The 26,626-nt window shown below is 64.5% G+C and carries 23 protein-coding genes and 1 tRNA gene; 14 read left to right on the top strand and 10 right to left on the bottom strand.

Features of this window, described 5'->3' with window-relative positions; translation table 11 throughout:
* Positions 1-26 precede the first annotated feature (26 nt).
* Positions 27-1,223, top strand: a complete 1,197-nt coding sequence (metK, locus tag ACZ2HM_RS01275; RefSeq protein ID WP_470426005.1) for a methionine adenosyltransferase — start codon at positions 27-29, stop codon at positions 1,221-1,223.
* A 224-nt stretch (positions 1,224-1,447) separates the two neighbouring features.
* Here metK and ACZ2HM_RS01270 read toward each other — a convergent pair whose 3' ends face one another.
* Positions 1,448-3,457 (bottom strand): putative bifunctional diguanylate cyclase/phosphodiesterase, encoded by a 2,010-nt coding sequence (locus ACZ2HM_RS01270; protein ID WP_470426004.1) that lies wholly within the window; start codon positions 3,455-3,457, stop codon positions 1,448-1,450.
* A gap of 119 nt (positions 3,458-3,576) precedes the next feature.
* Here ACZ2HM_RS01270 and moaA point away from each other — a divergent pair, with 119 nt between their 5' ends.
* From moaA to ACZ2HM_RS01255, 3 genes are all read left to right on the top strand, one after another.
* On the top strand, positions 3,577-4,590 hold the full coding sequence (gene moaA, locus ACZ2HM_RS01265) for a GTP 3',8-cyclase MoaA (protein ID WP_470426003.1): 1,014 nt from the start codon (positions 3,577-3,579) through the stop codon (positions 4,588-4,590).
* Complete coding sequence (locus ACZ2HM_RS01260) at positions 4,587-5,363, top strand: NAD kinase (RefSeq protein ID WP_037475318.1); 777 nt, start codon at positions 4,587-4,589, stop codon at positions 5,361-5,363. The genes moaA and ACZ2HM_RS01260 overlap by 4 nt, the downstream gene beginning before the upstream one ends.
* A gap of 90 nt (positions 5,364-5,453) precedes the next feature.
* A tRNA-Asn gene (locus ACZ2HM_RS01255) sits at positions 5,454-5,528 on the top strand.
* A gap of 21 nt (positions 5,529-5,549) precedes the next feature.
* Here ACZ2HM_RS01255 and ACZ2HM_RS01250 read toward each other — a convergent pair.
* Complete coding sequence (locus ACZ2HM_RS01250) at positions 5,550-6,473, bottom strand: LysR family transcriptional regulator (protein WP_470426002.1); 924 nt, start codon at positions 6,471-6,473, stop codon at positions 5,550-5,552.
* Between the two features lie 117 nt (positions 6,474-6,590).
* Here ACZ2HM_RS01250 and ACZ2HM_RS01245 point away from each other — a divergent pair, with 117 nt between their 5' ends.
* The 7 genes from ACZ2HM_RS01245 to ACZ2HM_RS01215 are packed head-to-tail and all read left to right on the top strand — an operon-like array spanning position 6,591 to position 14,420.
* The gene (locus ACZ2HM_RS01245; RefSeq protein WP_470426001.1) at positions 6,591-8,906 is read left to right on the top strand and encodes a TonB-dependent receptor; all 2,316 of its coding nucleotides are present in this window, start codon (positions 6,591-6,593) and stop codon (positions 8,904-8,906) included.
* Positions 8,907-8,944: 38 nt separating this feature from the next.
* Positions 8,945-9,877, top strand: coding sequence for an MBL fold metallo-hydrolase (locus tag ACZ2HM_RS01240; RefSeq protein ID WP_470426000.1), 933 nt, complete (start codon positions 8,945-8,947; stop codon positions 9,875-9,877).
* Between the two features lie 10 nt (positions 9,878-9,887).
* Positions 9,888-11,003 (top strand): FAD-dependent oxidoreductase, encoded by a 1,116-nt coding sequence (locus ACZ2HM_RS01235; RefSeq protein ID WP_470425999.1) that lies wholly within the window; start codon positions 9,888-9,890, stop codon positions 11,001-11,003.
* A 22-nt stretch (positions 11,004-11,025) separates the two neighbouring features.
* Positions 11,026-12,201: an MFS transporter gene (locus ACZ2HM_RS01230; protein WP_470425998.1), complete on the top strand. Its 1,176-nt coding sequence runs from the start codon at positions 11,026-11,028 to the stop codon at positions 12,199-12,201.
* Positions 12,201-12,767 carry a cupin domain-containing protein gene (locus tag ACZ2HM_RS01225; protein WP_470425997.1) on the top strand — a complete coding sequence of 189 codons (567 nt, stop codon included), beginning with the start codon at positions 12,201-12,203 and terminating at the stop codon, positions 12,765-12,767. Before ACZ2HM_RS01230 ends, ACZ2HM_RS01225 begins: the two co-directional genes overlap by 1 nt.
* The gene (locus ACZ2HM_RS01220) at positions 12,767-13,660 is read left to right on the top strand and encodes an NAD-dependent epimerase/dehydratase family protein (protein ID WP_470425996.1); all 894 of its coding nucleotides are present in this window, start codon (positions 12,767-12,769) and stop codon (positions 13,658-13,660) included. Before ACZ2HM_RS01225 ends, ACZ2HM_RS01220 begins: the two co-directional genes overlap by 1 nt.
* Positions 13,647-14,420, top strand: a complete 774-nt coding sequence (locus ACZ2HM_RS01215) for an SDR family NAD(P)-dependent oxidoreductase (protein ID WP_470425995.1) — start codon at positions 13,647-13,649, stop codon at positions 14,418-14,420. Before ACZ2HM_RS01220 ends, ACZ2HM_RS01215 begins: the two co-directional genes overlap by 14 nt.
* On the opposite strand, the gene ACZ2HM_RS01210 is transcribed toward ACZ2HM_RS01215, so the two are convergent.
* The 3 genes from ACZ2HM_RS01210 to ACZ2HM_RS01200 form a co-directional block, all read right to left on the bottom strand.
* A complete protein-coding gene (locus ACZ2HM_RS01210; RefSeq protein WP_470425994.1) occupies positions 14,421-15,371 on the bottom strand; it encodes a fumarylacetoacetate hydrolase family protein in 951 nt (316 codons plus the stop codon).
* 79 nt (positions 15,372-15,450) lie between these two features.
* Positions 15,451-16,611: an alpha/beta hydrolase family protein gene (locus ACZ2HM_RS01205; RefSeq protein ID WP_037475335.1), complete on the bottom strand. Its 1,161-nt coding sequence runs from the start codon at positions 16,609-16,611 to the stop codon at positions 15,451-15,453.
* Between the two features lie 3 nt (positions 16,612-16,614).
* Positions 16,615-17,517, bottom strand: a complete 903-nt coding sequence (locus ACZ2HM_RS01200) for a VOC family protein (RefSeq protein WP_037475337.1) — start codon at positions 17,515-17,517, stop codon at positions 16,615-16,617.
* Between the two features lie 134 nt (positions 17,518-17,651).
* Here ACZ2HM_RS01200 and ACZ2HM_RS01195 point away from each other — a divergent pair, with 134 nt between their 5' ends.
* On the top strand, positions 17,652-18,560 hold the full coding sequence (locus ACZ2HM_RS01195) for a LysR family transcriptional regulator (protein WP_037478306.1): 909 nt from the start codon (positions 17,652-17,654) through the stop codon (positions 18,558-18,560).
* 2 nt (positions 18,561-18,562) lie between these two features.
* On the opposite strand, the gene ACZ2HM_RS01190 is transcribed toward ACZ2HM_RS01195, so the two are convergent.
* The 3 genes from ACZ2HM_RS01190 to ACZ2HM_RS01180 are packed head-to-tail and all read right to left on the bottom strand — an operon-like array spanning position 18,563 to position 22,297.
* On the bottom strand, positions 18,563-19,342 hold the full coding sequence (locus tag ACZ2HM_RS01190; RefSeq protein ID WP_037475339.1) for an SDR family NAD(P)-dependent oxidoreductase: 780 nt from the start codon (positions 19,340-19,342) through the stop codon (positions 18,563-18,565).
* 16 nt (positions 19,343-19,358) lie between these two features.
* On the bottom strand, positions 19,359-19,778 hold the full coding sequence (locus tag ACZ2HM_RS01185) for a nuclear transport factor 2 family protein (RefSeq protein WP_470425993.1): 420 nt from the start codon (positions 19,776-19,778) through the stop codon (positions 19,359-19,361).
* Positions 19,779-19,831: 53 nt separating this feature from the next.
* Positions 19,832-22,297, bottom strand: a complete 2,466-nt coding sequence (locus tag ACZ2HM_RS01180) for a TonB-dependent receptor (RefSeq protein ID WP_470425992.1) — start codon at positions 22,295-22,297, stop codon at positions 19,832-19,834.
* A 200-nt stretch (positions 22,298-22,497) separates the two neighbouring features.
* On the opposite strand from ACZ2HM_RS01180, the gene ACZ2HM_RS01175 reads away from it, so the two are divergent.
* Together ACZ2HM_RS01175 and ACZ2HM_RS01170 are read left to right on the top strand one after the other, a co-directional pair.
* Positions 22,498-23,307: an SDR family NAD(P)-dependent oxidoreductase gene (locus tag ACZ2HM_RS01175; RefSeq protein ID WP_470425991.1), complete on the top strand. Its 810-nt coding sequence runs from the start codon at positions 22,498-22,500 to the stop codon at positions 23,305-23,307.
* A gap of 16 nt (positions 23,308-23,323) precedes the next feature.
* Positions 23,324-24,106: an SDR family NAD(P)-dependent oxidoreductase gene (locus ACZ2HM_RS01170; protein WP_470425990.1), complete on the top strand. Its 783-nt coding sequence runs from the start codon at positions 23,324-23,326 to the stop codon at positions 24,104-24,106.
* A gap of 253 nt (positions 24,107-24,359) precedes the next feature.
* On the opposite strand, the gene ACZ2HM_RS01165 is transcribed toward ACZ2HM_RS01170, so the two are convergent.
* Positions 24,360-24,782 (bottom strand): nuclear transport factor 2 family protein, encoded by a 423-nt coding sequence (locus ACZ2HM_RS01165; protein ID WP_037476050.1) that lies wholly within the window; start codon positions 24,780-24,782, stop codon positions 24,360-24,362.
* Between the two features lie 215 nt (positions 24,783-24,997).
* Complete coding sequence (locus ACZ2HM_RS01160; RefSeq protein WP_470425989.1) at positions 24,998-26,530, bottom strand: long-chain-fatty-acid--CoA ligase; 1,533 nt, start codon at positions 26,528-26,530, stop codon at positions 24,998-25,000.
* Between the last annotated feature and the right edge of the window lie 96 nt (positions 26,531-26,626).

Below are 26,626 nucleotides of genomic sequence, written 5' to 3'. Positions count from 1 at the left end.
TCGGCCCAGCATCTTACGGGAGTCCTATGCGCAACCAATTTCTCTTCACCTCGGAATCCGTGTCCGAAGGCCATCCCGACAAGGTCGCCGACCAGATTTCCGACGCCATCGTCGATCTCTTCCTGTCGAAAGACCCCGAAGCCCGCATCGCCTGCGAAACGCTGACCACGACCCAGCTCGTCGTCCTCGCCGGCGAAATCCGCTGCAAGGGCGTCTATGAGGATGGTGCCTGGGCGCCGGGCGCCAAGGAAGAGATCGAAGCGACCGTCCGCGAAACGGTCAAGCGCATCGGCTATGAGCAGGACGGCTTCCATTGGGAAACCTTCCGCTTCGAAAACAACCTCCACGGCCAGTCCGCCCATATCGCCCAGGGCGTCGATGAAAGCGGCAACAAGGATGAAGGCGCTGGCGATCAGGGCATCATGTTCGGCTATGCGTCGGACGAAACCCCCGACCTCATGCCCGCCACCCTCTATTACAGCCACAAGATCCTCGAACGCCTGGCCCATGATCGCCACAACAAGGTGGTCGACTTCCTGGAGCCGGACGCCAAGAGCCAGGTGACGCTCGAATATATCGATGAAAAGCCGGTCCGCGCCACCGCGCTGGTCGTGTCGACCCAGCATGCCCAGGGCATGGACAATGACGACAGCCGCGCCAAGCTGCGCGCCTATGTCAAGGGCGTGATGACCGAAATCCTGCCCGACGGCTGGATGCCTGACGACGCCAGTATCTATGTCAACCCGACCGGCCTGTTCGAAATCGGCGGCCCGGATGGCGACGCTGGCCTCACCGGCCGCAAGATCATCGTCGACACCTATGGCGGTGCCTCGCCCCATGGCGGCGGCGCCTTTTCGGGCAAAGACCCCACGAAGGTCGATCGCTCGGCGGCCTATATCACCCGCTACCTCGCCAAGAACATCGTCGCCGCCGGCCTCGCCCGCCGCTGCACGATTCAGCTCAGCTACGCCATCGGCGTCGCCGAACCGCTCTCGCTCTATGTCGATCTGCATGGCACCGGCACCGTCGAAGCCGCCGCGATCGAAGCTGTGCTGCCAACCCTCGTGCGCCTGACGCCCAAGGGCATCCGCACGCATCTCGGCCTCAACAAGCCCATCTACCAGAAGACCGCCGCCTACGGCCATTTCGGCCGTACGCCTGAAGGCGACTTCTTCCCCTGGGAAAAGACCGACCTGGTCGACGCCCTGAAAGCCGCGCTCTGACCTTTAAAGTCATCCTAGATACTCCGTTCGTGCTGAGTAGGGACTGAGCTTGTCGAAGGCCCGTATCGAAGCATCTGGCGCAGCGCCCGATCCTTCGATACGCCATTTCGACTTCGCTCAATGGCTATTCAGGACGAACGGATTGGGGATTACAGCCGGGCTCTAAGCAACCGGCCACCAACGGCAAAAAGGGCGCGGGACCAACCCCCGCGCCCTTTTGCATGTCAGCTCAAAAACAAACTCACCAGATCGGCCGACGAAATCCCCGCCGACCGCAAAAAGCCCTGATAATAGTCGCACCCCTCGCGCGCCAGCAGGTCGAGCTGCTGCTCGGTCTCCACCCCCTCGGCGATGACCTTCAGCCCCAGCGACTTGGCCATATGGATGACCCCGCGCACGATGATCCGGTCGCGCGCGGTGCCTGCAATATCCTGTGCCAGCCCGCTATCGATCTTGAGATAATCAAGCGGCAGGTTCTTCAAATAGGCCAAGCTCGAATAGCCCGTGCCGAAATCGTCGATCGCCACCGCCAGCCCCTCGGCCCGCAGCGCCCGCAGCAGCGCCGACGCCGCGCCAATATCCTCGATCAGCCCGCTCTCGGTAATCTCGACCGTCAGCCGCGATCGCGGAAAACCGCTGCCATCGACCATCCGCAACAATTCGCTCATGAAACTGGGCTGGGCGATATCCGCCGCGGTCACATTGATCGACAGCCGCAGTGCCGCCAGCGCCCGTGGCCAGGCCGCCGCCTGCCGCAGCGCCTCCGCCTGGATATGCGCCGACAGCGGCAGCATATAGTCGGATCGCTCGGCGGTCGCGAACAATATGCCCGCACCCAGCGGCCCATAATGGGGGTGGTTCCACCGCGCCAGCGCCTCGACACCGCTGATCTGCGCTGAATGGACCGGATATTGCGGCTGGAACACGATGCCTATTTCGCCCCGGTCCAGCGCCAGCCGCAGGTCGGTCTCCAGCCGGTCTGCATCGACCTGGCGGCTTTGCTTGTCGGCCGACAATATGCGAATGCCCTCGCCGCCCGCCTGCCGCGCATCGGCCAGCGCTGTCCCCGCCCGGCGCAGCATCAGCGTCGCATCATCATCGCTGCGCGCCTGAGCGATGCCGCACCGCGCGATCAGGCGAATGAGATGATCCCCCGCGCTGAATGGCCTCCCGATCGCGCCGATCAGCTGCCGCGCCAGGAAGGTCGCCCGGTCGCCGCCCGCTGCCTCGCCGGTCAGCCCGACCAGAAATTCCGTCCCCGCAATCCGCGCCACCATCGCGCCGGGCGCGACATCGTCGACCAACCGCTCGATCCGCCGCGCAATCCGCCCCAGCAGCGCATCGCCCACCACCTGGCCATAGGCGGCGTTCATCCGCTCGAACTGGCTGATCGACAGCAGCAGCACGGTCGTCGGCAAACCCTGCCGCTGCTCCAGCCAGGCCAGCGCCGCCTGCCGCGATCGCACCCCGGTCAGATAATCGCGCGACGCACTCTCGCGCTCATGCCCTTCCGACAACCATTCGACATCGGCCGCGACCATCCCTTCCTCGACCCGCAGATGATGGACCAGCCGATCGCCCGGCCGATCGGGCAGGCCATGCGCCAGCGCATCGGGCGTCCCGCTGCGCAACATCGCCCGCACCGCCGCCAGCACCGCCCGCCGCTCCCCGCGCGGCAAGCGCCGCACCAGCGAGGCAGGCGTCACCAGCGCGTCTCCCAGCCCCAGATGTGCCATCAGCCCGGCGCTCAGCCTAAGCCGCCCGTCGCGCTCCAATTGCCAGTAAAGCGCATCCCCCCGGCGGATACGCTGCGCCCGCTGGCTATGCTTGGCCCCGCCGCCCAGCCGTTCGACCAGCCGATGCGCCGACGCCAGCACCGCACGCAATCCCGCATCGCCAAAGGGGGCCAGCAGGAAATGCGTCGCCCCCGCCTCCATCAGCGCGGGCACCCGCGCCTCGTCGCTCCCGTCGATCAGCACGATCAACGCGCCGCCACCCGCCTCCATCGCCGGGACCAAAGGCGCCATCAAGCGCGCGGCATCGCCACCCTGGCGCATATCGACCAGCGCCACCTGCGCCTCGCTGCGCAAAAAGCGCTGCGGCGCATCGCCCGGCCGCCGCGCGCCGATCGCGCGCCACCCCGCCAGCCGCGCCGCATGGCACAGCCCGTCGCGGTCGCCCGGTGACAGGATGAACAGGCTGCGATGGCCGTCTGCGGCACTTTCTCCGCTCACTATATTCGTCCCCCGGCGCCGCGCATCGAAACGGCTTAACAGCAATGCGTTACCGACCTCTTGCCCCCGCTGCAACCGGGGCGCTTGCGCCGCTCCTGCCCATCGCCTACCTATCCCCCATGCTTCCGGCTCCCCTCCCGCGCGCGCCGCTGACCGACGGCCTTGGTCGCCGGATCAGCTATCTGCGCATTTCGGTGACGGATCGCTGCGACCTTCGCTGCCGCTATTGCATGGCGGAAAAGATGCAGTTCCTCCCCAAGAATCAGGTGCTGACGCTCGAAGAGATCGCGCTGCTCGCCGACCTGTTCATCGCGCGCGGCATCACCCGCATCCGCCTGACCGGGGGCGAGCCGTTGGTCCGCCGCGACATTGGCGATCTGGTGCGGCGGATCGGGCGGCATCTGGGCAATGGGCTGGACGAACTCACGCTGACCACCAACGGCACCCGCCTCGCCGATCATGCCGCAACGCTGGTCGATGCCGGCGTCCGCCGCATCAATGTCAGCCTCGACAGCCGCGACCCCGCGCGCTTTGCCCATGTGACGCGCGGCGGCGACATCGCCACCGTCCTGCACGGCATCACGACCGCCCGCGACGCAGGCCTCGCGATCAAGATCAACATGGTCGCGCTCAGGAACGTCAATGAGGATGAAATCCTCCCCATGCTGCTCTGGTGCGATGCGGAAGGGCTGGACCTCACCCTCATCGAAACCATGCCCCTGGGCGACACGGGCGAAGACCGCACCGACCATTATCTCCCGCTGACGCAGGTCGCCGCCGCGATAAATGCCGCGCACCCGCTGACGCCCGTGTCCGACCGCACCGGCGGCCCGGCCCGCTATCATCGCGTCGATGGCCTGGGCGCCCGGCTCGGCCTCATCACCCCGCTCACCCAGAATTTCTGCGCCGACTGCAACCGCATCCGCATGACCTGCGAAGGCAAGATCTTCATGTGCTTGGGCCATGAGGATCATGTGGATTTCAAAGCCGCCCTGCGCGACGGTGGCCTCGACGCGGTCGAACCGCTCATCGACCGCGCGCTTCGCCTGAAGCCCGCCCGCCACGACTTCCGCATCGGCGCTGGCGAAACCGCCCCCGCCACCCGTCGCCACATGAGCGTCACCGGCGGATGATCGACGAGCCGCGGCGCGCCCTCGTCGCGTCCCCCACCCACGCCGCCAGAGCCGCCGAAGAGCGGCTTCGCGCCGCCTATGACTTCGTGCCCATCGAACAGGCCGACATGGTCATCGCGCTCGGCGGCGACGGCTATATGCTCCAAACCCTCCACGCCATGCTGGAGGCGCGGCGGATCGTCCCCGTCTTCGGCATGAACTTGGGCACTGTCGGCTTCTTGATGAACGAATGGCGGCTCGAACGGCTCGACCAGCGGTTGGAAAAGGCCAAGAGCTTCAAGGTCCACCCGCTGCGCATGGTCGTCGACACGGTCGATGGCGAACAATTTTCCATCCCCGCCATCAACGAAGTCTCGCTGCTGCGCGAAACCCGCCAGACCGCCAAGCTGGAGGTGCAGGTCAACGGCCGCGCGGTGCTGCCCGAACTGGTGTGCGACGGCGTGCTGGTGGCCACCCCGGCCGGGTCCACCGCCTATAATCTTTCCGCCCATGGCCCCATCCTGCCACTGGGGTCGGGCCTCGTCGCGCTGACCCCGATCAGCCCCTTCCGCCCCCGTCGCTGGCGCGGCGCGATCCTGCCCGAAAACACCGTCATCCGCTTCACCGTGCTCGATCCGGTCAAGCGCCCGGTCAGCGCCGTCGCCGATCAGCGCGAAGTGCGCGACGTCGCCCAGGTGGAGGTCCGCATCGACCGCGCAACCCCGCTCACGCTGCTGTTCGACCCCGAACATACGCTCGACGACCGCATCGCCGCCGAGCAATTCATCGCCTGATCGCAAGCCAAAAAAATCATCAGATTAACGCTTGCCATTCCGCAAAACCCGCTGCTATAGGCGCGCTCTGCCCGGTGAGAGCCGGGCTGCTCCCTGATAGCTCAGCGGTAGAGCATTCGACTGTTAATCGAATGGCCGTAGGTTCGAATCCTACTCAGGGAGCCAACATCCTTCTCTAGCGAAGGATCAGCCAGCGTCAGCCACCTGGCCATTTTCACCCCCCGACGTCGCAATCAATCGCGCCCGCAACCAGGACAGACCCCGGTCCGCCGCCCGCGCGCTGTGAAACTGCATCATCTCGCGCATCGACGGCAACGGGAATGGCGGCTCGCACACGATCAACGATAATTGCGGGGCCAGTTCGCGCGCCAACCGCTCATGCATCAACGCCAGCCGCGTCGTGCCGGGCAGCATCCAGGGCACCTGGGTAAAGGCCGCGCAGATGATCTCGATCCGCCGCTGCCGCCCCTGATCGCGCAGCACATCGTCGATAAACGTCCCGTCCCGCGACACGCTCACCACGATATGCCCGCTATTGTAAAAGGTGTCAGCATCCAGCGGCTGGTGCAGCACCGGGTTGTTGGCGCACCCCACCACCACATGCCGCTCTTCGAACACCAGTTCGCGCGGATGTATGGGACTGAGATATTTTTCCGGCGAGATAATGAGGTCGATGTCACCATCGTCCAGCCGCTCCAATATGTCCGATCGCGGCAGCGTGATCTCGATCTGCACCCCCGGCGCTTCCGCCTGCAAAGACCGCAGCGCCGGACCGAGCAGGACGGTCGTGATATAGTCCGACGCAACGATCCGAAACCGCCGCCGCGACTGCGCCGGATCGAAATGCATCCCGCTCGCCAATATGCCGCGCAAATTCAGCACGGCCGCCGCGACATGCGGCGCGAGCGACAGCGCGCCGGGCGTCGGCACCATCCGCTTGCCATGCTGCACCAATATGTCGTCCGAAAAAGCCTCGCGCAGCCGTTTCAGCGCTGCGCTCATCGCCGATTGCGTCAGGTTCAGCCGCTCCGCCGCCCGCGTCACGCCGCGCTCCTGAATCAACACGTCGAAGGCGATCAGCAAGTTCAGATCAAATTGGTCGAGCCGCATCCATCAATCCTATTTGTGGAACTGCATTGAAACAAATCGTTATGATAATTTTACCGAACTTGCCACAGGTCAATGCGAAGGCGCTGCCCGATACGACGCGCCGCATGGGAGGATATCATGAAAACATTGCTTCTGGCCGGAACCGCCGCCATCCTGACGTTCGGCATCGCACAGAGCGCCTCGGCCCAACAAGCCGATGTCGCCGTGCAGGACAGCGCCGAACCCGCTAATGACGGCCTGGCCGACATCGTCGTCACTGCCCAGCGCCGCACGGAATCGCTGCAGCGCGCCGCGCTTGCCGTATCGGCCGTGACCGGCGACGATCTCGCCAAGTCGGGCATCACCGAAACCGCCAATCTCGGCAAGCTGGTCCCCTCGCTGGTCGTCCAGCCGACCGGCGGCACCACCAGCTTCTTCCTACGCGGCGTCGGCACTAGTTCGCAGAACAGCTTTTCCGAAAACGCCATCGCCTTCAATTTCAACGGCGTCTATGTCGGCCGCCCGACGGCACCAGCGGGCGTCTTCTACGATCTGGAGCGGGTAGAAGTGGTCAAGGGACCGCAGGGCACGCTTTATGGCCGCAACGCCACCGGCGGCGCCATCAACGTGCTGCCGAAAAAGCCTGAACTCGGCAAATTCGGGGCTGAAGGCCTGTTCGAATATGGCAATTACGACAGCAAGAAGGGCTTTCTGGCGCTCAACGTGCCGATCGGCGACACCGTCGCCCTGCGCGTCGCTGGCCAGATCGTCGATCGCGACGGCTATATCTCCGACGGCTATGATGACGACAAGGGCGAAGCCGTCCGCGCCTCGCTGCTGATCGAACCGTCCGACATGTGGTCGATGACGCTGGTCGCCGACTATTATCGCCAGCATGGCAAGGGGGCCGGTGCCGTCCTGCTGCCCAGCGCCGCCTTCGCCGTGCCGGACCTTGATGATCGCGTCAGCGTGTCCGACCCGCGCGCCCAGGCCGCGATTGCAGGCTATGCCGCCACCATCTTCGCCCCGCCCTTCTGTGGTGGCTTTGGCGGTTTCGTGCGCAGCGGCTGCGTCGCGCAAGCAGGCTCCGACGGGTTCCTCGACAATAAATTCTACGGCCTCAGTGCCACGATCGTCGGCGACATGGGCTTCGGCACGCTGACCGTCATTCCCGCCTACCGTAAGTCGGACGTGAAGTTTCGCACCTATCTGCCGGGCTTTGCCGGTGATTTCACCGATCTCGCCGAACAGGCGTCGCTCGAGGTCCGCTTGTCGTCGAAGGAAGATCAGCGGCTGCGCTATGTCTTGGGTGCCTTCTACTTCGGCGAAAACCAGGAAACCGAAAACTTCTTCCGCCAGGGCAATATCTCGACCACCCGCTTCACGCCCCGGTTGGATACTGAAAGCGTCGCCGCCTTCGGTCAGCTGACCTTCGACGTGACCGATGCGTTGCGCCTGGTCGCTGGCGGTCGCTACACCCGCGAAGACAAGCGGCAGTTGACATCGACCGCTGCGGGCGGCCTGCCCGGCCCGATCAACCCGCCGCTCAGCGCGCCCTTCACCGGCGACCTGAATTTCGAGAAATTCACCTGGAAGGCAGGCGTAGAGTTTGACGCAGGCCCGGCCTCGCTCGTCTACGCCAATGTCGCGACCGGCTTCAAATCGGGCGGTTTCTTCGTCGCCCAGCCGCCAAACAACACCTTCGCGCCCGAAACGCTGACCGCCTATACGGTCGGTGCCAAGAACCGCTTTTTCGACAACAAGCTGCAGCTGAACTTCGAAGCCTTCTACTGGGACTATAAGGATCAGCAGATCACCTTCGTCGGCGGCGTGCCCACCGGCAACGGCCTGTTCGCGCAGGGTTCGACCACCGTCAACGCGGGCAAGTCGAAAATCTACGGTGCCGAATTCGAAGCCCGCTTCGCCCCCAGCCGCAACGACCTGTTCAACCTGAACGTCCAGTTCCTCAAGGGCAAATATGACGAGCTGGTCACCGCCAACTTCTCGCCCACCGGCGCGCCGGTGACGACGGGTTGTACCACGTTGGGCAGCCGCCTCGCCAATCCCGGCGTCAACGGCGCACGCTTCTATGACATCGACTGTTCGGGCAAGCCCACCGCCAATGCGCCGAAATGGGCGATCAATGTCGGTTATGAGCGGACCTTCCCCCTGTCGGACGAACTGTCGCTGGTTGCGGGCGCGCGCGCCAACATCGAATCCAGCCGCTACATGAACACCAACTATCGCGAGGAAGAAAAGCAGGACGGCTTCATGATGGCGGATGCCTTCCTGACGCTCGACAGCCGCGGTGGCTGGAATATCACCGGCTTCATCAACAACATCACTGACAAGGAAGTGTTGGCCCGCGCCGGAACCCGGCCGATCCTCGACTTCCCGGTCGGCACCCTGCGTCCGCCGCGCACCTATGGCGTCCGCCTCGGGTTCGACTTCTGATGCACGCGCGTCTCTCCCGGCTGGCCCTTGCGGCACTGATGGCGACCTCTCCCGCCTTCGCGCAGCCTGGGCCTGCCGGGGGAGACGCCTTCGTGACGCTCGGCACGATGGGCGGCCCGGTCCCCAGCCGGGACCGGTCGCAGCCCGCCAATGCGCTGACCCATGACGGGCGCGTCTATCTGGTCGATGCGGGCGACGGCACGGTGCAGCAACTGGCGCGCGCAGGCATCCTCCTGCCAGCGGTCAAGGCCGTGTTCCTCAGCCACCTCCATGTCGATCACACCGGCGGCCTGTCGGCGGTGCTTGGCCTGCGCAACCAGACCAACATCAACGATCCGCTCACCGTCTATGGCCCGCCCGGCACGCGCGAACTGGTCGCGGGCATGGTCGCCTCGATGCAGCCCGCCGCCCGCGTCGGCTATGGCATTCCCGGCAAGCCCTGGACGCCGCCTGCGCAGACCGTGGACGTGATCGAACTCACCGATGGCGAGAGTATCAAGGTCGACGGCATGACCGTCACCGCCGCGCAGAACAGCCATTATGACTTCGCCCCCGGCAGCGTCGAGGATCGCAACTACAAGTCGCTCTCGCTGCGTTTCGACCTGCCCGGCCGGTCGATCGTCTATACCGGCGACACCGGCCCCAGCGCAGCAGTGGAAAAGCTGGCCAAGGGCGCGGATCTGCTGGTCAGCGAGATGATCGACATGGACGGTACGCTGGCCAATGTCGCCCGCAACTCGCCGAACATGCCAGCCCCCGCCAAGCAACAGCTCGAACAGCATCTCTCCACCCATCATCTGACCCCCGACGCGGTCGGGCGGCTCGCGGCTGGCGCAGGCGTCAAGTCGCTGGTGGTCACCCATTTCGCCGCAGGCACGCCCGATCCGGCGCGCACCCGCAGCTATGTCACCCAGATCCGCACGCATTTTCGCGGGCCGATCGCCATCGCCAATGATCTCGACCGTTTCTGAAAGGCACTTCATGCAAGCCTGTAATATCCTCGTCATCGGTGGCGGCATCGGTGGCCTGACCGCCGCCATTGCCCTGCGCGCGCGCGGCTTCGCTGTCACGGTGATCGAACGTGATCCCAACTGGTCGGTCTATGGCGTCGGCATCATCCAGCAATCGAACGTCATCCGCGCCATGTCGCAACTTGGCCTGATCGACGAATATGTCTCCGCAGGCGTCGGCTTCGACGCGGTCGAAATCTACACCCCCACTGGCGTCCGCGTCGCGCGCGTCCCCACCCCCCGGCTGGTCGATGGCTATCCCGCCAATATGGGCATCGGCCGTCCTGCCCTGCACAAGATGCTGGGCGACCGCACCATCGCCAGCGGCGCGCATGTGCTGCTGGGCGTCACCGCGACCGAATGGAACGACGATGGAGAAGGGGTCGACGTCCGCTTCTCGAACGGCTCGTCGGAACGCTATGACCTGGTGATCGGCGCCGATGGCGTCTATTCGCAGACCCGCGCCATGCTCTTCCCCGACGCCCCGCGCCCCGAATTTACCGGTCAGGCAGTCTGGCGCTACAATCTGTCCCGCCCGGCCGACCTCGACGCGCTGCACGTCTATAACGGTCCCACCGGCGTCGGACTGGTGCCGATCTCCAACGACCTCATGTATATCTATGTGACCACCCCTGAACCCGGCAACCCGCGCTACCCGCGCGAGGGGCAGGCGGCACTGATGCGCTCGAAGATGACCGGCTGCGCGCCCTTCATTCAGCAACTGGCCGAACAGATCGTCGATGATGCAGGCGTCGTCTATCGCCCGCTCGAAGCGATGATGATCGACGGGCCCTGGCACAAGGGCCGGATCGCGCTGCTGGGCGATGCCGTCCACGCCACCACGCCGCATCTCGGCCAAGGCGCAGGCATGGCGATCGAAGACAGCCTGGTGCTGGCCGAAGAACTCGCCACCCATGACGATATCGAAGCGGCCTTGAGCGCCTATCATGATCGTCGCCTGGAGCGCTGCGCCTATATCGTCCGTTCCAGCATCGCCATCTGCATGGGCCAGATCGGCAAAGGCCCGCCGGTCGACAATGCCAAGGCGACGCAGGAAATGTTCGACGTCGTCGCACAGCCGATCTGACCTCGAAGCAGGAGCAAGGCCGATGCGACACGCGACAACCCGCCATGGCGTGATCCTCATGCTGGCGGCGGTGATGCCGACCATGGCGATCATCGCGCTGGTCCCCGTCCTGCCCTTGCTTCTGCGCGAATTTGCCGACGTGCCGGGCGCAGCGGTGCTGGTGCCGATGGCGCTGACCGTGCCCGCCCTTTGCGTGGCGCTATTCTCGCCACTTGCGGGCTGGCTGTCCGACCGACTGGGGCGCAAGCGGCTGCTGATCGGCGCGCTGCTGGGCTATGCGGGCTTTGGCCTGCTCCCGCTCCTGCTCGAAAGCCTCCACGCCATCTTCGCCGTGCGCATTGCGCTGGGGCTGGCCGAAGCAGTGATCATGACCGTCGCGACCGCCATGGTCGGCGATTATTTTGAGGGCGAACTGCGCGAACGCTGGGTGTCGATCCAGATCGCAACCGCCAGCGTCAGCGCGATCGCCCTGATCGCCATGGGCGGCGCGCTGGGCGAACTCTTCGGCTCGCGCGGTCCGTTCTGGATGTATCTGCTGGCGCTGCCGGTGGCCGCCGCCGCTGCCCTCATCCTGTTCGAACCACATAAGGTAACCAAGGCACGGTCTGGACTGCCCGACCCATCGGTGCTGCGGAGTATCGGTGGCCTTGTTGCGATCACCTTCGGCATCGGCCTGCTCTTCTACACGATCGTCGTGCAACTCGGCCCGGTGATCGAGGCGACCGGCGTAACGTCGCCCGCGCTGATCGGCGTCGCTGGGGCCGCCGCCAATGTCGGCGTCATGCTCGGCTCGCTGCTATTCGGCCGGGTCAAGGCGCGGCCCGCGCCGCACCTGCTCGCCTGGGGCTTGCCGCTGGTGGCGCTCGGCTATGTCGGCGTCGCCCTCTCCACGGATTTCGCCCTGACGGTCGCGTCCGCCGTCGTCATCTGCATCGGTAATGGGCTGATGCTGCCGACCATGCTGGCCTGGGTATTGCGCCGACTGCCGCCCGCCACGCGCGGTCGCGGCACCGGCGTTTGGACCGGCGCCTTCTTCCTGGCCCAGTTCATCGCGCCGATCGTGGCAACCGCCTTGTCCAGCCTGCTCGGCGGGATGGCAGGCACCTTCCTCTTCTTCAGCGCAGCCGCGGCGATCGGTGCAGGCATCGCCCTGCTGCGCTACGGACAAGCGCAGCCAAATCTTCAAGGAGCAAGATGATGACAAACCCCGTCCGCCGCGTCGTGACCGGCCATAATGCCCAAGGCCTGGCCATCATCCAGGAAGATGGCGCCGCGCCGCGCGTCCAACAGGTCGGCGGCCCGGCAGGACCAATGTTCTATGAAATCTGGAATACGCAGGCAACCCCTGCACCGATCGACGCCGCATCGGGCGAACCGGCCGAAGACGGCATCAAGCTCGCCCCGCCCAAGAACGGCACCCGCATCCGCGTGCTGGATATCCCGCCCGAAGGCGACACCATCCGCACCATGTCGCCCGAAGAGGCCCGCGCTCATTTCGCCGAAGTCGGCGCCAGCGACGCCTCCGCCCATAGCGGCGAGACCACCCGCCACGCGCTTATGCACCGCACCGAAACCATCGATTATGGCATCGTGCTGGAAGGCGAACTGGTCTTGATCATGGACGAAGGCGAAACCACCGTCCGCGCCGGCGACATCGTCATTCAGCGCGGCACCAACCATGGCTGGTCCAACCGCTCGGACAGCAATTGCCGTATCGCCTTCATCCTGATCGACGGCACGTTCGAGCCAGATCTGCAGCGGTAATGCGGATCGCCATCACCGGGGCGGCCGGGTTCGTCGGCCAGGCGGTCCTCCGCCAACTGCGCCAGCGCCGCCCCGATGTGGATCTGCTGCTGGCGGATCGGGCCTTCACCGGCCCGTCCGCCTATCCGACGCTCGTGGGCGACCTGACCGACCCGGCGATCGTCCGCGCGCTATGCGGCCCCGAAACCGACATATTGCTGCATCTCGCCGCCCTCCCCGGCGGCGCAGCGGAACGCGATCCGCAAGCATCGCGGGCGATCAATCTGGATGTGTCCCTTGCCCTCATGGAAGCGATGGCGGGCCGCCGCCTGATCCTCGCCGGGTCGATCGCGGTGTTCGGCGGCCCGCTGCCAACCCCCGTCGATGACGCCACCCCACCAGCCCCGGCCAGCGTCTATGGCGCGCACAAATATATGGTCGAAATCGCCTTCGCCGATGCCGTTCGGCGCGGCGCGATCCAAGGCATGGTCCTGCGCCTGCCCGGCATCGTCGCCCGCCCGGCAGCCGCTGGCGGCTTCGGCTCGGCCTTCCTCAGCGACATCTTTCACGCGGCAAAGGCGGGCACCCCCTATGCCATCCCCGTCGCCCCCGATGCGACCAGCTGGCTTCTGTCCGCCCGCGCCTGCGCCGCGAATCTGGTCACCGCCGCCTTGAGCGATGCGACCGCGCAACAAGCCGTCACCCTCCCCGCCTTGCAGGTCAGGATCGACGATCTGGTCGATATGCTCGCCCGCTTCGGCGACGTACAGCAATTGACCTTCGAAGAGGACGCCACCACCCGCCGCACCTTTGGCAGCTATCCGCCGCTGACGACCCGCCGCGCCGACGATCTCGGCTTTCGCCATGACGGCAGCTTGACCCAATTGGTGGAGACCGTGCTTGCAGACCTCTGACCCGCTCGCAGCCTTCCGACTGGAAGGCAAGACAGCGCTCATCACCGGCCCGACGCGCGGCATCGGCCTCGCCATCGCCCGCCTGTTCGCGGGCGCAGGGGCCAGGCTGGTGCTGGCCGATATCGACGCCCCGGCCTGCGACGCGCTCGCGGCGACTCTGGGCGGCCTGTCCCTGCCCACCGATGTCAGCGACGCCGCAGCGCTCACCCGCCTGGCGGACCAGGCCGAAGCCCAAACCGGCGGCATCGATATCTTGGTGTGCAACGCGGGCATCGCCGGAACGCCAGCGCCGATGCACGCCATGGCGGAGTCCGACCGCGACACGCTCTACGCCGTCAACCTGCTCCACCCGCTCCGCCTCACCGGCCTCATCGCGCCACGCATGGCCGCGCGCGGACGCGGCAGCATCGTCCTGCTGTCCAGCATTGCGGGCCTGCGCGGCAACGCCATGCTCGGCCATTATGGCATGACCAAAGCGGCGCTGGCGCAACTCGCCCGCAATCTGGCGGTCGAATGGGGGCCGTCGGGCGTCCGCGCCAACGCCATCGCACCGGGCCTCATCGCAACCGAATGGGCGGGCGCGATCCTCTCCAGCCCCGACCGCGCCGAACGCCGCCTCGGCCTCACTCCGCTCCGCCGCGCAGGCTCCCCCGAAGAAATCGCCGCCACCGCGCTCTATTTGGCCAGCGACGCAGGCGGTTTCACCACCGGCCAGACGATCGTGGTCGATGGCGGTACACTGATCTCCGACGGCAGCTGATTACCCCTTCACCACCCGCTGATCGATCACGCCGAACGGCGACGCCCCCTCGCCCGCGCGCATCGCGACGCGGCTGCCGAAGGGGAGGAAGGCGGTTTTGGGGGCGCCATGGGCGATGATTTCGATCGCGCGGCGTTCGGACAGGCAGGTGGAGCCGACCGTTTCATGCTCCGCATTGGAGACGGTGCCGGAGCCGATGATCGTGCCGGCCGGCAGCGATCTCGAACGGGCGGCGTGGGCGATCAGTTCGTGAAAGCCATAGGCCATCGCCGCGCCATTGGGATGACCGAACCATTCCCCGTCCACCTCGACCGTCAGCGGCAAGCAGACGCGGCCATCGCGCCAGGCATCTCCCAGGGCATCGGGCGTCACTGCGAACGGCGCGACGCTGCAGGCGGGCTTGGCCTGTATCCAGCCAAAGCCGGTCTTCATCTCGACCGGCGCGATGGCGCGCAGCGACCAGTCGTTGATCAGGACAACGAACCGGACATGGCCGAGCGCATCGGCGGCGCAGCACCCCATCGGCACGTCATCGGTGATAACGCCGAACTCGCCTTCGAAATCGATGCCGTCTGCTTCGCTGGGGAAGGGCACATCGTCGGTCGGCGCGATGAACTGGTGGCTCATCCCCTGATACATGAGCGGCAGGTCGGTTTCGATCGGCGGCATGTTGAACGCCGTTTCCATCAATTTGGCGTGATTGGTAAAGGCCGATCCGTCCAGCCATTGCCAGGCGCGCGGCAGGGGCGCGGCGAAATCGTCGGGTGCAACGGCTTCGCCCGACGCTGCCGCCTTGACGGTTGCGGTCAGCGCATCCTGCGCCGCGTCCCAATCGTCCAGCGCCGCCTGTAGCGTGGCATAGCCTGTGACCGGCGCGACCCGCGCGCCATCGTCGCTGACCGCTACCAGCGTGCCGTCACGGCCGCCGCGCTTCAATGTTGCCAGACGCATTGTTAACTCCCCTGCAAAAATCGGCGACGGCGGGATCATGGCCCGCCGTCGCATTCACCCTATTGAGACGATCTGTCGCTTAGCCCGCGTGGCCGTTCAGCGTGTCGGCGAACCAGTCGGCGATATAGTCGCAGCCAAAGCTCATATTGTCGGCGCCGACATGCTCGACCCCGCCTTCCCGCTCGGTGAACAGCTTGAGTTCGCGGCGTGGCGAATTGACGAGCTGGTCATAGCAATCCTGCGCATAATCGACGCTGATTTGCCGGTCCTTCGCGCCATGGGTGACCAGGAAGGGCACCTTGACGCCATCCATATGGCCGCCATTCAGGTTCATGTCCTTCGCCTTTTCCAGGAAGTCTTCCATGGTGTCGGCACCGAAGGCCCACATGACATGCGCCCAATAATGGGGGACGGGATTTTCGCCTTCGCGGTTCAGCCGCTTCTGCTGCACCTCGGCCCAATTATGATTGGCACCCCAGCAGGCGCCGCTGGCAAAGCGCGGTTCATAGGCGACGGCGCGCGGCGCGAAATGGCCGCCCAGCGAAATGCCGGTCATGCCGATGCGCTTGGGATCGGCGTCGGCCTGGATTTCCAGCCAGTCGACCGCCTTGCTCGCCCAATTTTCGCTATGCGGATCGACCGGCAGATTCTGCAAGCGCAGCGCTTCGCCGCTGCCCGGCTGATCGACGCTCAGCGTCGAAATGCCGCGCCGTGCCAGCGCTTCGGGCAGATTGGACCAGTAGAGCAGTTCCTTGCAGCTATCGAGGCCATTGCAATAGACGACGACCGGATGCGGCCCTGGTCCCGCCGCACGGGTATAGAGCGCGGGCATCGTGCCCTGCGCCAACGGAATTTCCACCCGCTCGCGATTGATCTTGCCCAGTACCGTCGAGCGATCGAAAATGTCGCGCGCCTTGGCATAGGTTGCTTCGCGGCCCGGAGCGCCATGGCCCTGCATCCGTTCGGCCACGAACAGATAAAGCGCCGCGCGCTCCATCTTGTCGGAGGCGGAGAAAGCGCGCCCGGCGGCGATGTCTTCATCGGCGAGGCCGATCAGCCGCTCGGCCATCGCGACCCACTGGGCCATGAACTGGGGCGTGCCCGCATCCGCGCCGGAGGCCGCCGCGTCGCGGATCGGCTGGCACATATCGACGATTTCGCCAATCTTGCCGCCGCTTTCGAGCGCGATGGAAACCGACAGGTTCCAGATATAGTTGGGGAAATATTCAAACAAAGCCATGGCTTATACCTCTACTGGCTGAAACAGGCCCTTGTCGGCCTCTGGATGGGGCATGGTCTGCGGTCCGCCGACGCCAACGCCCCACTGGTCCATCACGGTCGGTCCAGGCACATGGACCTGATCGACATGATGCTCGAAATCGACCTCTTCCAGTTCCGACGTATATTCGACCGCAAAGCCGTTGGGCGTCGTGAAGTAGCTGAACGTGTTGTTCCCGGCGGTGTGACGCCCCGGACCCCACAGGATATCGGTGCCCTTTTTGCGCAGGCGGCTGATGCCGCGCATCATGTCGTCCACCGTCAGCATGTCATAGGCGACATGGTTGAGGCAGGCCGGTCCCGGCAAGATGGCAATCCGGTGATGCGCGCTGTTGCAACGCAGGAAGCACATGAAATCGCCGAGCCAATCGCTGACCCGCATGCCCAGCACATCGACGAAGAATTGCACCATCGCCTTGTGATCGGGCGAGTGCAGAACGATGTGGCTGATCTTCTGCGGCACGCCGTCCCAGCGGTGCATTTCGCGCGCGGTGCCGCGCGCGACATCGCTCGAAATCTCAAACGGCAGGCCATCGGGCGAGAAGAAGCGGAAGCCATAGCCGCCGCCCAGCGTATTAAGGTCACGCGGCTCGAAGATGATCTGGCATCCGGCCTCCGTCACCTTCTGATGCAGAGCATCGACATCGGCGCGGCTGTCGGCCGCCAGGGCAATGACATCGACGCGCTTGTCCTCGGCGGCACGCAGGCGGACGACATGATGTTCGTCATTCCCCTCTGCGGCGAAGTGCAGCATGCCATCCTGCATGCCGACATCCTTCAGCCCCCAGACGTCGCGGTAGAAGCTCTGTTCGGCTTCCAGATTAGTGACGGCATAGCCGACAAAGCGAATTTCAGTGACGCGGCTCATAGCGATCCTGCTCCGATAATGATGGGTCGGTTCGTCCACAGACGACCTCGTCGCAAGCATATAGGGCGGTTCTGCACGATTGATAAAAGGATTGTTTTGATGCAATTCAATTCATGTCGTGAATGGAGAGGCGTGTGCGTTTCAAGGGTCTGGACCTCAATCTGCTGGTGGCGTTCGATGCGCTGATGGTCGACCGCAGCGTGTCGCGCGCGGCGCAGCGGGTAAATCTCAGCCAACCTGCGATGAGCAACGCGCTTTCGCGGCTGCGCGCCTATTTCGGCGACGACCTGCTGATCGCGCATAACAAGCGCATGTATCCCACGCCCTTTGCCGAAACGCTGATCCCGCAGGTGCAGGCCGCGCTCGCGACGATGGAAAGCGTGGTGGCGACCTCCCGTCATTTCGATCCGGCGACATCCAGCCGCACCTTTCGCGTCATGACGTCGGACTATATCGCCACCGCCGTTCTCTTCCCGATGATCACCCGCCTCGCTTCGGCCGCGCCGGGTGTGCGGGTCGAACTGCTCCTGCCCAGCCAAAGGCGGATCGAATTGCTCGACAATGGCAATATCGACCTGCTGATCACGCTGGAAGCATATCTCACGCCCGAACTACCGTCCGACTTCCTGCTGGAGGATCGCTACTGGCTGGTGGGCCGGGCCGACCATCCCGCGCTGGTCGAGGGGATCACGCTGGAGACGATGCAGGCCTATGAGCATGTGATGGTCGCGATCGGCGAGGAACGGTTGCCGAGTTTCGGCGATGCCTATCTCGACCGGATCGGCATCCAGCGCCGCGTGGCGATGACCGCGCCCAATTTCGCCATGCTGCCCTGGCTGTTGCAGGAAACCGACTGGCTGACACTGATGCAAGGGCGGCTGGCGCATCTGATGCAGCGCAATTTCGCCATCAAAATCGTCCCGCCGCCAGTGCCGATCCCACCGCTCGTTGAAATGGCGCAATATCATGTCACGCGCAGCAATGACCCCGGTCTTCGCTGGCTGATCGACACGATCCGGGCACAGGCGGCGGACACCGCCTGACCCTAAACCCCGGTCATGCCCGCGGTGGATGCTCCGTCGATCGCATATTCGCCGCCGGAGATGAACGCCGCCTCGTCCGACCCCAGAAACGCCACCAGCGCGGCGATTTCCTCGACCCGGCCCATCCGGCCCAACGGCGACATCCCTTCATAAGCGGCGCGCGCGGCGTCGGGCGATGGCGACTTGGCGATGATCGCGCTGATCATCTCCGTCTCCACCACGCCGGGCAAAATGGCGTTGCAGCGGATCGGCAGCTTTTCCGTGGCGCAATGGATCGCGATCGACTTGGCCATCGCCAGCACGGCGGCCTTCGTCACCGAATAGGCCATATAATTGCCCATCACCTTATGCGCCGACATGGACGAGTTGATGATGATCGACCCGCATGGCCCGCCCGGATTGGCGCGCATCAGGCCAAGCGCGGTGCGCGCGGTCAGCATCACCCCGGTCTGGTTGACCCCGATGATGCCGTTCCACCCGTCCATCGAGATGGATTCGACACTGCCGTCATGGCTTTCGGTTCCGGCATTGGCGAAGACGATATCCAGTCGGCCGAACTCGGTGGCGATCAGGTCCGCGACCCGCGCCCAGTCGGCCTCTTCCTGCACCCGCGCCTTGACGAAGCGCGCGCCCGTCTCCGCGCTCAAGGTCGCGGCGGCATCCTCCTTCGATCCGGTGAACACCAGCTGCGCGCCATCGCGCGCCAGCCGCTGCACCGTCGCGCGTCCGATGCCCGACGTGCCGCCCGTGACCAGCGCCACCTTGCCCGTTAGATCAGCCATGTCGTTTCCTTGTCCTTCAATCAGCCATCAGCGTGCCGGACGCCCGCGCGATCAGTGCCGTGTCGAAATAATAGGGGGTGATGCCGCAAAATTTATCGCCGCGCAGGTGGAAAACTTCGCACAGCGGCAGGGTCATGCGTTCGCCATTATGCCGCGATGTCGCCTTGATCGTCACCATCACGATCGCATGATCGTTAGATATGGTGATATCGCCGGTTTCAAGCGCCGCATCGTCCCAGAAGCTGAACACCTTGGTATAGAGTTCGCGCAACGCCGCCTTGCCCAGATATTCCCCGCCAAAGGGCAGACTGTCGGCCTCGACGATGCGGAAATCATCGGTCATCATCGCTTCGACTGCGTCCCATTGGCCAGAGCCGGTAAGCGCATAAATCTGTTCGACCATCGCCTTGACGGCGGCATAGCGTTGCGGGTCCATCTCTCTCTCCCAAAACAAGGCCGCCCCCGACTATCGGTCGGGGGCGCAACCTATCAGAACCTGGTGCTGAGTTGCACCATCACCGTGCGCGGCAATGTGCCAAAGCCCAGCTGGTCGGCATGGGCCGGGACTGCCCCGCCCGACGCGCCGCCGGTCGAGGGACCATCGACCACGCCGGTCACATAGAAGCGGTTGGTCAGGTTCTTGCCGATCAGCGCCACCTGCCAGCGGTCATCCTCTGCTCCGACGCGAATGCCCGCGTCCAGCGTCGCATATTTGCTCTGGCGCGAGTCCGGGTTGCCGAACCCGGACGGCAAGTAGGAACCGCTGTAACGCACGTCGGCATTCAGGCCGAGCATCAGCCCATTGCCCATTGGCGTATCATAGGAAGCGCCGATCGTCCCGGTCCATTCCGGCGCGACCGACAAGGCCTGACCGCTCAGATCCTGGCGGACGCCGCCGCCCGGCAGCACGATGTTGCACCCTTCGCCCACGCTCTGCCCGGCATAGCAGGGGGCCTGCGGGAAGCTGGTATAGCGGGCGCGGTTATAGTTGATCGACCCATGGATGTTGAGGCCTGCTACGGCGCGTGGCGCATATTCGAAATCGACCTCGACACCCTTGGTCCGCGCGTCGGCGGTCAAGGTCTGGAAGGCGAAGATGGGCGAGTTGAAGAAATCGACCTGCAAATCCTTATAGGCATAGCTGTAGACGCTCAGGTTCAGGCGCAGTTGATTGTCGGCCAGCGTCGTCTTGACCCCGCCCTCGAAACCGCGCGCCCGTTCGGGATCGAAGGTCAGATCGGCGACCGGGTCGGCCGACAGTTTGGAATTGATGCCGCCGTTGGAAAAGCCGCCCGACTTATAGGCGGTCTTGTAGGCGCCATAGACCAGCACGCCGTTGACCGGCTTCCACGTCAGCGACGCTTCGGGCGACCAGTTGTTGAACGTCTGATCGGCGGTGATGACGCCCAGGCCATCGGGGTCATTCTGGTCGCGGAAGATCGCCGCCACACCGGCATTATTATAGGGCTGGGTGAAATAGCTGTCCTTGGTCTCATGGGTGTAGCGCGCACCCACCGCCAGTTCGAGCGTCGGCACGATCTTCCACGTCGCCTGGCCGAACAAAGCGACCGTCTCGCCATCGGTGAAGCTGGTCTTGCGCGTGGCGAGATACTCATCCTCCGGCGCGGCGGCGCTGTTGGTCAGGCCGCCCAGCACGATATATTGATCGAACGTCCGCTTGGTCTTCTGATAAAGCCCGCCGACCATCAGGTTGACCGGCCCGTCGAAGCTGGTCAGCGCCCGGAACTCGGTTGAAAACGCATCGAAGGTCGAATTTTCCGTCGCCCAGTTGGACGCCGTGCTCGACTGGAAATCGCAGGCGCAGGCCCAGCGGTTGTTGTTCCAATTATAGTTGGTCACCGACGTCAGCGTGACATCGTCCAGTTCATAATTGATGTTCGCGGTGACCGCCCAGCTCTTGTAGCGATTATAGAGGCTGCCGTCCGATTTGGCATAGGGAATCTGCGCCGCAAATTCGGCCGGCAGCTTGTTCTGATGCGTCACGAAATCGCGCGCGCAGGCATAGCCGTTGAGCTGGCTCTCGCCGCTGGGGCAATTATAGGCGACATAGTTCCAGCTATTGTTGTTGGTCTTGTTATAGGAACCCGACGCCTTGAGCGTCGCGGTCAGCCGGTCGGTCGGCTCCCATTTCAGCGTGACGCGGCCCAGCAGCTCCTTCTCGCCGGGCTGTTCTTCCGGCGCGGGGTTGGCGACCGCAAAGCCGGTCGCGCCCGTCGCGATGTCGAAGGTGGGATAGTCGATCGGCGTCGAGACGTTACGATAATAGCCGCCATACATTTTCGACGCGCGCACCGCGACGCGCACGCCCAGCGTGTCGGTCAACGGCCCGGACCCGACGAATTCGGCCTGCACCTGCTGCGCCTTGAACTCGTAACCGGCGCGCGCCTTGAACTCCGGCGTCGATGTCGGATCGGCGGTGGTCAGCGAGATGACGCCTGCGGTCGCATTTTTACCGAAGAACAAGGCCTGCGGCCCTTTGAGGATTTCCACCCCACCAAGGTCGAAAAAGCCTTCGTTGATGATCCGGCCCTGGCCATAATAGACCCCGTCAACCACTACCGCGACCGACTGTTCGATGCCGATGGAGGTGGAGGACGAACCGATCCCGCGCAGCGTCAACTGCGCGCCCGACCCGTTGGAGGCGCGTCCGACATTGAGGTTGGGCGTGCGCGCCGCGATCTTTTCGATCGAGGTCAGATCCTGGCGCTGGATCAGTTCAGCGGAAATGGCCGTGACGGCGACCGGCACATCCTGCACGCTTTCCTCGCGCTTGCGCGCGGTGACGACGATGTCGGTCAGGCCGCCTTCCTGCGCTGCCTGCGCTGCCTGCGGGGCGACATCCTGCGCGAACAGCGGCTGGGCAAGGCCCATCGACAGCGCCATGGCGCTGGTCGCCATCGCATAGGCTGATCGTTGCGCGAAAATCCTGGTCATTATTAAACCCTCACCTGATTATATTCTCGAAATCGCATCGGGATGTGGCACGCCGTAGCGGCGCGCCTGCCCGTCGGCCCTCAATGCGCGTATCGTTCCAGGAGCGAACCTGCAAAAAACGGCAGGTGAAGCAAAGACGCGCAGGGCGGACAAGCAGGGGTGCAAAAGACGCGCCCATGTGAGGGCGGAACGGGAAGGGAATGGCTGTGGCAGGACGATTGGACGGACGCGTGGCGCTGGTATCGGGCGCGCTTAGGGGGATCGGCCATGCCATCGCGCAATGCCTGGCAGCCGATGGCGCGACCACCATCACCACCGATCTGGACGCGCCCGACAGCCAGCCCGTCATCGACATTCTCGCGGCGATGCCGAACGCCCGCTACCTCCGCCTCGACGCGACCGAGGAGGCGGCATGGCAGGCCGCGCGCGACGCCATCGAGGCCGACCATGGCCGACTCGACATCCTCGTCAACAATGTCGGCGCGGACCTGACCGGCAAGGTGCAGGATATCGAACTGGCGTCGTGGCGGCGGCTGATGACGCTCAACATGGATACGGTGTTCCTTGGCACCAAGACGTTCCAGCCGATGCTCGCCCGGACCGGCGCGACAACGCCCTATGGCTCCAGCATCGTCAATATCAGCTCGATCATGGGCCTGGTCGGCATGGGTGAGGTATCGGCCTATAATGCGTCCAAGGGCGCGGTGCGGCTGTTCACCAAATCCAATGCGCTGGAATTTGCCGATGCGGGCGTGCCGATCCGCGTCAACTCCGTCCATCCCGGCTTTGTCGACACGCCGCTTTTGCGCAAGGGCATGGAGCGCTGGGCCGAACGCGACGGCACGGTGACCGCGCAGGAGTTGATCGCGCAGATGGCCGAAACCACGCCGGTCAAACGCCTCGCCCAACCGATCGAAATCGGCAAGGTCGTTGCCTTCCTCGCCAGTGACGACGCCAGCTATATGACCGGCAGCGAAGTCGTGGTCGATGGCGGCTGGACCGCGCGCTAAACCAGAAGGATAGTTTATGAGCAATTTCGATTTGACCGGCAAGGTTGCGCTGGTGACGGGTGCCAGCGGCGGTATCGGCAGCGCCACTGTCCAAGCGCTCGCCGGTGCAGGCGCGCGCGTGATCGCCACTGACATGGCGCAGACAGCCACGGTCGCGGGGGCGACCGACTATCGCCCGCTCGACGTCACGGACGAGGATGGCTGGGCTGCGCTGGCGGCCTATGTCGATGCCACCTATGGGCGGCTCGACATATTGGTGAATAATGCGGGCATTTCCGTCACCGACGCGATCGCCGACACCAGCCTCGCCACCTTCCGCCGCTGCATGCAGATCAATGTCGAAGGCATTTTTCTCGGCACTCGCGCTATGGCCGACCTGTTGGCCAAAAGCGGAGCGGATCGGCGCGGCGGATCGTCGATCATCAACCTGTCGTCGGTCGGGGGATTGGCGGGCGCGCCCTTTATGTCCGCCTATTGCGCATCCAAGGGCGCGGTGCGGCTGTTCACCAAATGCGCCGCGCTCGAATATGCCGCGCTCAAGCAGCCGATCCGCGTGAACAGCGTTCATCCCGGCGGCATCGACACCAACATGATGGACACCATCTACGCGCGCTATGTCGAAACCGGCGCCTTCCCCGACGAAGAAACCGCGCGCGCCACCGTATCAGCGGGCCATGCGCTGGGCCGGATGGGCACGCCGCAGGAAATCGCCGACGGCATCGTCTATCTCGCCGCGCCGGCCGCCAGTTTCATGACCGGCTCCGAACTCGTCATCGACGGCGGCATGACCGCGCAATGATCGGCTGCGATGCTATCGGTCCGTTCGTCCTGAGTAGCCATTGAGCGAAGTCGAAATGGCGTATCGAAGGATTGGGCTAGGCGCAGATGCTTCGATACGCGCCTTCGACAAGCTCAGTCGCTACTCAGCACGAACGGTCATTTCAAAGTCAGGGACTTCAGGCCTAAGCCAAAAAAGACCCGGTCGCTCTCAAGCGGCCGGGTCAATTCCTACCCCCTCATGGAGAGCGAGTGGGCGGGACTAGCGCCTGTTTTCAGGTCTGGTGGATGATGGTGAAGGACCGGCTCTGGAAGAACCATTGCCCGTCGCGCTTTACCAGCTTGTCATTATAGCAAGCCCGCGCCCGCTTATCCTTGCCCGTCTCCGGCTCGGCATAGACTTCGGAGAAATAGGCCCGCGCCTCCGCAGTATCGCCATCGACGCGGATCATGCCGGGATTCACCAGAAAACTGAGTTGCGGATAATGCGGCATAGCGCCCGCCCACAGGGCAACGATCGCGTCCTTGCCCGACACGATGCCTAGCTCTGGATAATGGGACAGATCCCAATGGCTGTCCTCGACCCAGAGCGACGCCCACAGATCCTGATCGACGCGATTGACCGCATCGGCATAGGTTTCCAGCAATTCGCGGATTGCGATCCGGTCCTCGATCGGCCCGGTGAAATTGGCGGTCAAAACGCCTCTCCTCGATTATGTGTCAGCGCAGGATATGCCCTCGGCAACGCGCGGCAACCTGCCGGAAATCGCAGGTTTTAGCGGCAAATCGTTTAGCGCGATGACTTCAACCCGACCCGTTCGTTTCGAGCGAAGTCGAGAAACGTTGCGCGGCGTTTCTCGACTTCGCTCGAAACGAACGGAGGTTGAGTATTTCGACCCGAAGTCATCGCATTCTATCGATAGTCATCCCGCAGCAGGCGGCGCAATATCTTGCCCGATGGGTTGCGCGGCAGGTCGCTGCGGAACTCCACCGTCTTGGGCGCTTTATAGGCCGCGATCCGCTCGCGCGCCCAGGCGATGAGCGCAGCGGGATCGGGCGTTTCTCCCTCCACCGGCACGACGATCGCCTTAACCGCCTCGCCCCATTTCGCGTCCGGCACGCCGATCACCGCGACATCGGCCACGGCAGGATGGCTGTAGAGCGCATTTTCGACCTCCGCCGGATAGACATTTTCGCCACCGGTGATGATCATGTCCTTGATCCGGTCGGCGAGATAGAGATAGCCATCGGCATCCATCCGTCCCGCGTCGCCCGTGCGCAACCAGCCTTCGGCATCCAGCGCCTGCGCCGTATCGTCGGGCCGGTCGAAATAGCCGATCATGCACGCCTGCGACGCCACCAATATCTCGCCAATCTCACCCACCGGCAGCGTTTCGCCTGCCTCGTTCGCGATCCGCACCCGCACGCCGGGCAAAGGCACGCCGATGCCCCGCATCCGCTCGCTCCCCTGCGGGTCATGATCCTGCGGCGGCAGGCCAATGATCGTCCCCGCCGTCTCGGTCATCCCATACATTTGCGCAAAGCCGCAGCCGATCACCGCAATCGCCTGCCGCAACAGGTCGAGCGGGATCGCAGAGCCACCATAGCAGATGGTCTTGAGGAAGCTGAAATCCGTGTGGGCCGCCTGGGGATGATCGCACAGGATGCGCAGCGCGGTTGGCACCAGCATGATCTTGGTAATGCGGAAGGTGACCAGCAGGTCCAGCACCCGCGTCGGGTCGAACTCGCGCACAACCACCCCGGTCGCGCCATGCTGCAAGGTCCATAGCCCCCAGCCCGACCCGCTGATATGGAAGATCGGCATCGCGATCAGCGACACGTCCTGCGCTGTCCAGCGGTACCAGTCGGGCAACTCCGCCGACGGCACCGACGCGCGCAGGCCGAGCAGGCTGCGGTTGGACAGCATCGCCCCCTTGGGATTGCCGGTGGTGCCGGATGTGTAGAGCATCAGCACCGCCTCGTCATAGCCGACATCGCGGCGCGGATCGGCTACGTCCTGCGCGTCGCGCCAGTCGGCAAAGAGCGGATGCCCCTCGCCTGCATCAGTGAGCAGGATGCTCGCCGCGCTGTCCGCCACCCGATCGAGAAACTCCGGCTCCACGACGATCATGCGCGGCCGCGCGTCGGTGAGGATATAGGCGACCTCCGGCGGGGCAAGCCGCCAGTTGACCGGCACCATCACCAGCCCGGCCTTCACCGTGCCCAGCCACAGCCCGAAATAGTCGTCGCGATTCTTGCCGAGATAGGCGATCCGATCGCCCACGCCATAACCCGCCGCGATCAGGCCATTGGCCACCCGGCTCGCCTGCCTATCCAGCGCGGCATAGCTCGTCTCGCGCCCTTCGAAGATGAGCGCGATGGCTTCGGGTGTCGCGGCGGCATGCGCCCTGACATGGTCCGCTACTCTGATCGCATCCGTCCCCATATACCCTCCATTCAAGGCCGCAGCATAGCGGCAAAAGCCGCGCCGTCCCCCTCTCACAATCGCTAAGGGTCATATCTTGAGTGCTAACGCCCCTGA

Source organism: Sphingobium sp. KKT206 (assembly GCF_055640555.1).
This window is presented reverse-complemented; position numbering and strand designations above follow the sequence as displayed.

Bases quoted from the DNA above. Each gene is read 5' to 3' on its own strand.
- ACZ2HM_RS01175 (WP_470425991.1), top strand. From the start codon at position 22,498: ATGGCTGTGGCAGGACGATTGGACGGACGCGTGGCGCTGGTATCGGGC.
- ACZ2HM_RS01250 (WP_470426002.1), bottom strand. From the start codon at position 6,473: ATGCGGCTCGACCAATTTGATCTGAACTTGCTGATCGCCTTCGACGTG.
- ACZ2HM_RS01220 (WP_470425996.1), top strand. From the start codon at position 12,767: ATGCGGATCGCCATCACCGGGGCGGCCGGGTTCGTCGGCCAGGCGGTC.
- ACZ2HM_RS01225 (WP_470425997.1), top strand. From the start codon at position 12,201: ATGACAAACCCCGTCCGCCGCGTCGTGACCGGCCATAATGCCCAAGGC.
- ACZ2HM_RS01260 (WP_037475318.1), top strand. From the start codon at position 4,587: ATGATCGACGAGCCGCGGCGCGCCCTCGTCGCGTCCCCCACCCACGCC.
- metK (WP_470426005.1), top strand. From the start codon at position 27: ATGCGCAACCAATTTCTCTTCACCTCGGAATCCGTGTCCGAAGGCCAT.
- ACZ2HM_RS01245 (WP_470426001.1), top strand. From the start codon at position 6,591: ATGAAAACATTGCTTCTGGCCGGAACCGCCGCCATCCTGACGTTCGGC.
- ACZ2HM_RS01190 (WP_037475339.1), bottom strand. From the start codon at position 19,342: ATGGCTGATCTAACGGGCAAGGTGGCGCTGGTCACGGGCGGCACGTCG.
- ACZ2HM_RS01240 (WP_470426000.1), top strand. From the start codon at position 8,945: ATGGCGACCTCTCCCGCCTTCGCGCAGCCTGGGCCTGCCGGGGGAGAC.
- ACZ2HM_RS01200 (WP_037475337.1), bottom strand. From the start codon at position 17,517: ATGAGCCGCGTCACTGAAATTCGCTTTGTCGGCTATGCCGTCACTAAT.
- ACZ2HM_RS01170 (WP_470425990.1), top strand. From the start codon at position 23,324: ATGAGCAATTTCGATTTGACCGGCAAGGTTGCGCTGGTGACGGGTGCC.
- ACZ2HM_RS01185 (WP_470425993.1), bottom strand. From the start codon at position 19,778: ATGGACCCGCAACGCTATGCCGCCGTCAAGGCGATGGTCGAACAGATT.
- ACZ2HM_RS01160 (WP_470425989.1), bottom strand. From the start codon at position 26,530: ATGGGGACGGATGCGATCAGAGTAGCGGACCATGTCAGGGCGCATGCC.
- ACZ2HM_RS01235 (WP_470425999.1), top strand. From the start codon at position 9,888: ATGCAAGCCTGTAATATCCTCGTCATCGGTGGCGGCATCGGTGGCCTG.
- ACZ2HM_RS01180 (WP_470425992.1), bottom strand. From the start codon at position 22,297: ATGACCAGGATTTTCGCGCAACGATCAGCCTATGCGATGGCGACCAGC.
- ACZ2HM_RS01230 (WP_470425998.1), top strand. From the start codon at position 11,026: ATGCGACACGCGACAACCCGCCATGGCGTGATCCTCATGCTGGCGGCG.
- ACZ2HM_RS01205 (WP_037475335.1), bottom strand. From the start codon at position 16,611: ATGGCTTTGTTTGAATATTTCCCCAACTATATCTGGAACCTGTCGGTT.
- ACZ2HM_RS01210 (WP_470425994.1), bottom strand. From the start codon at position 15,371: ATGCGTCTGGCAACATTGAAGCGCGGCGGCCGTGACGGCACGCTGGTA.
- moaA (WP_470426003.1), top strand. From the start codon at position 3,577: ATGCTTCCGGCTCCCCTCCCGCGCGCGCCGCTGACCGACGGCCTTGGT.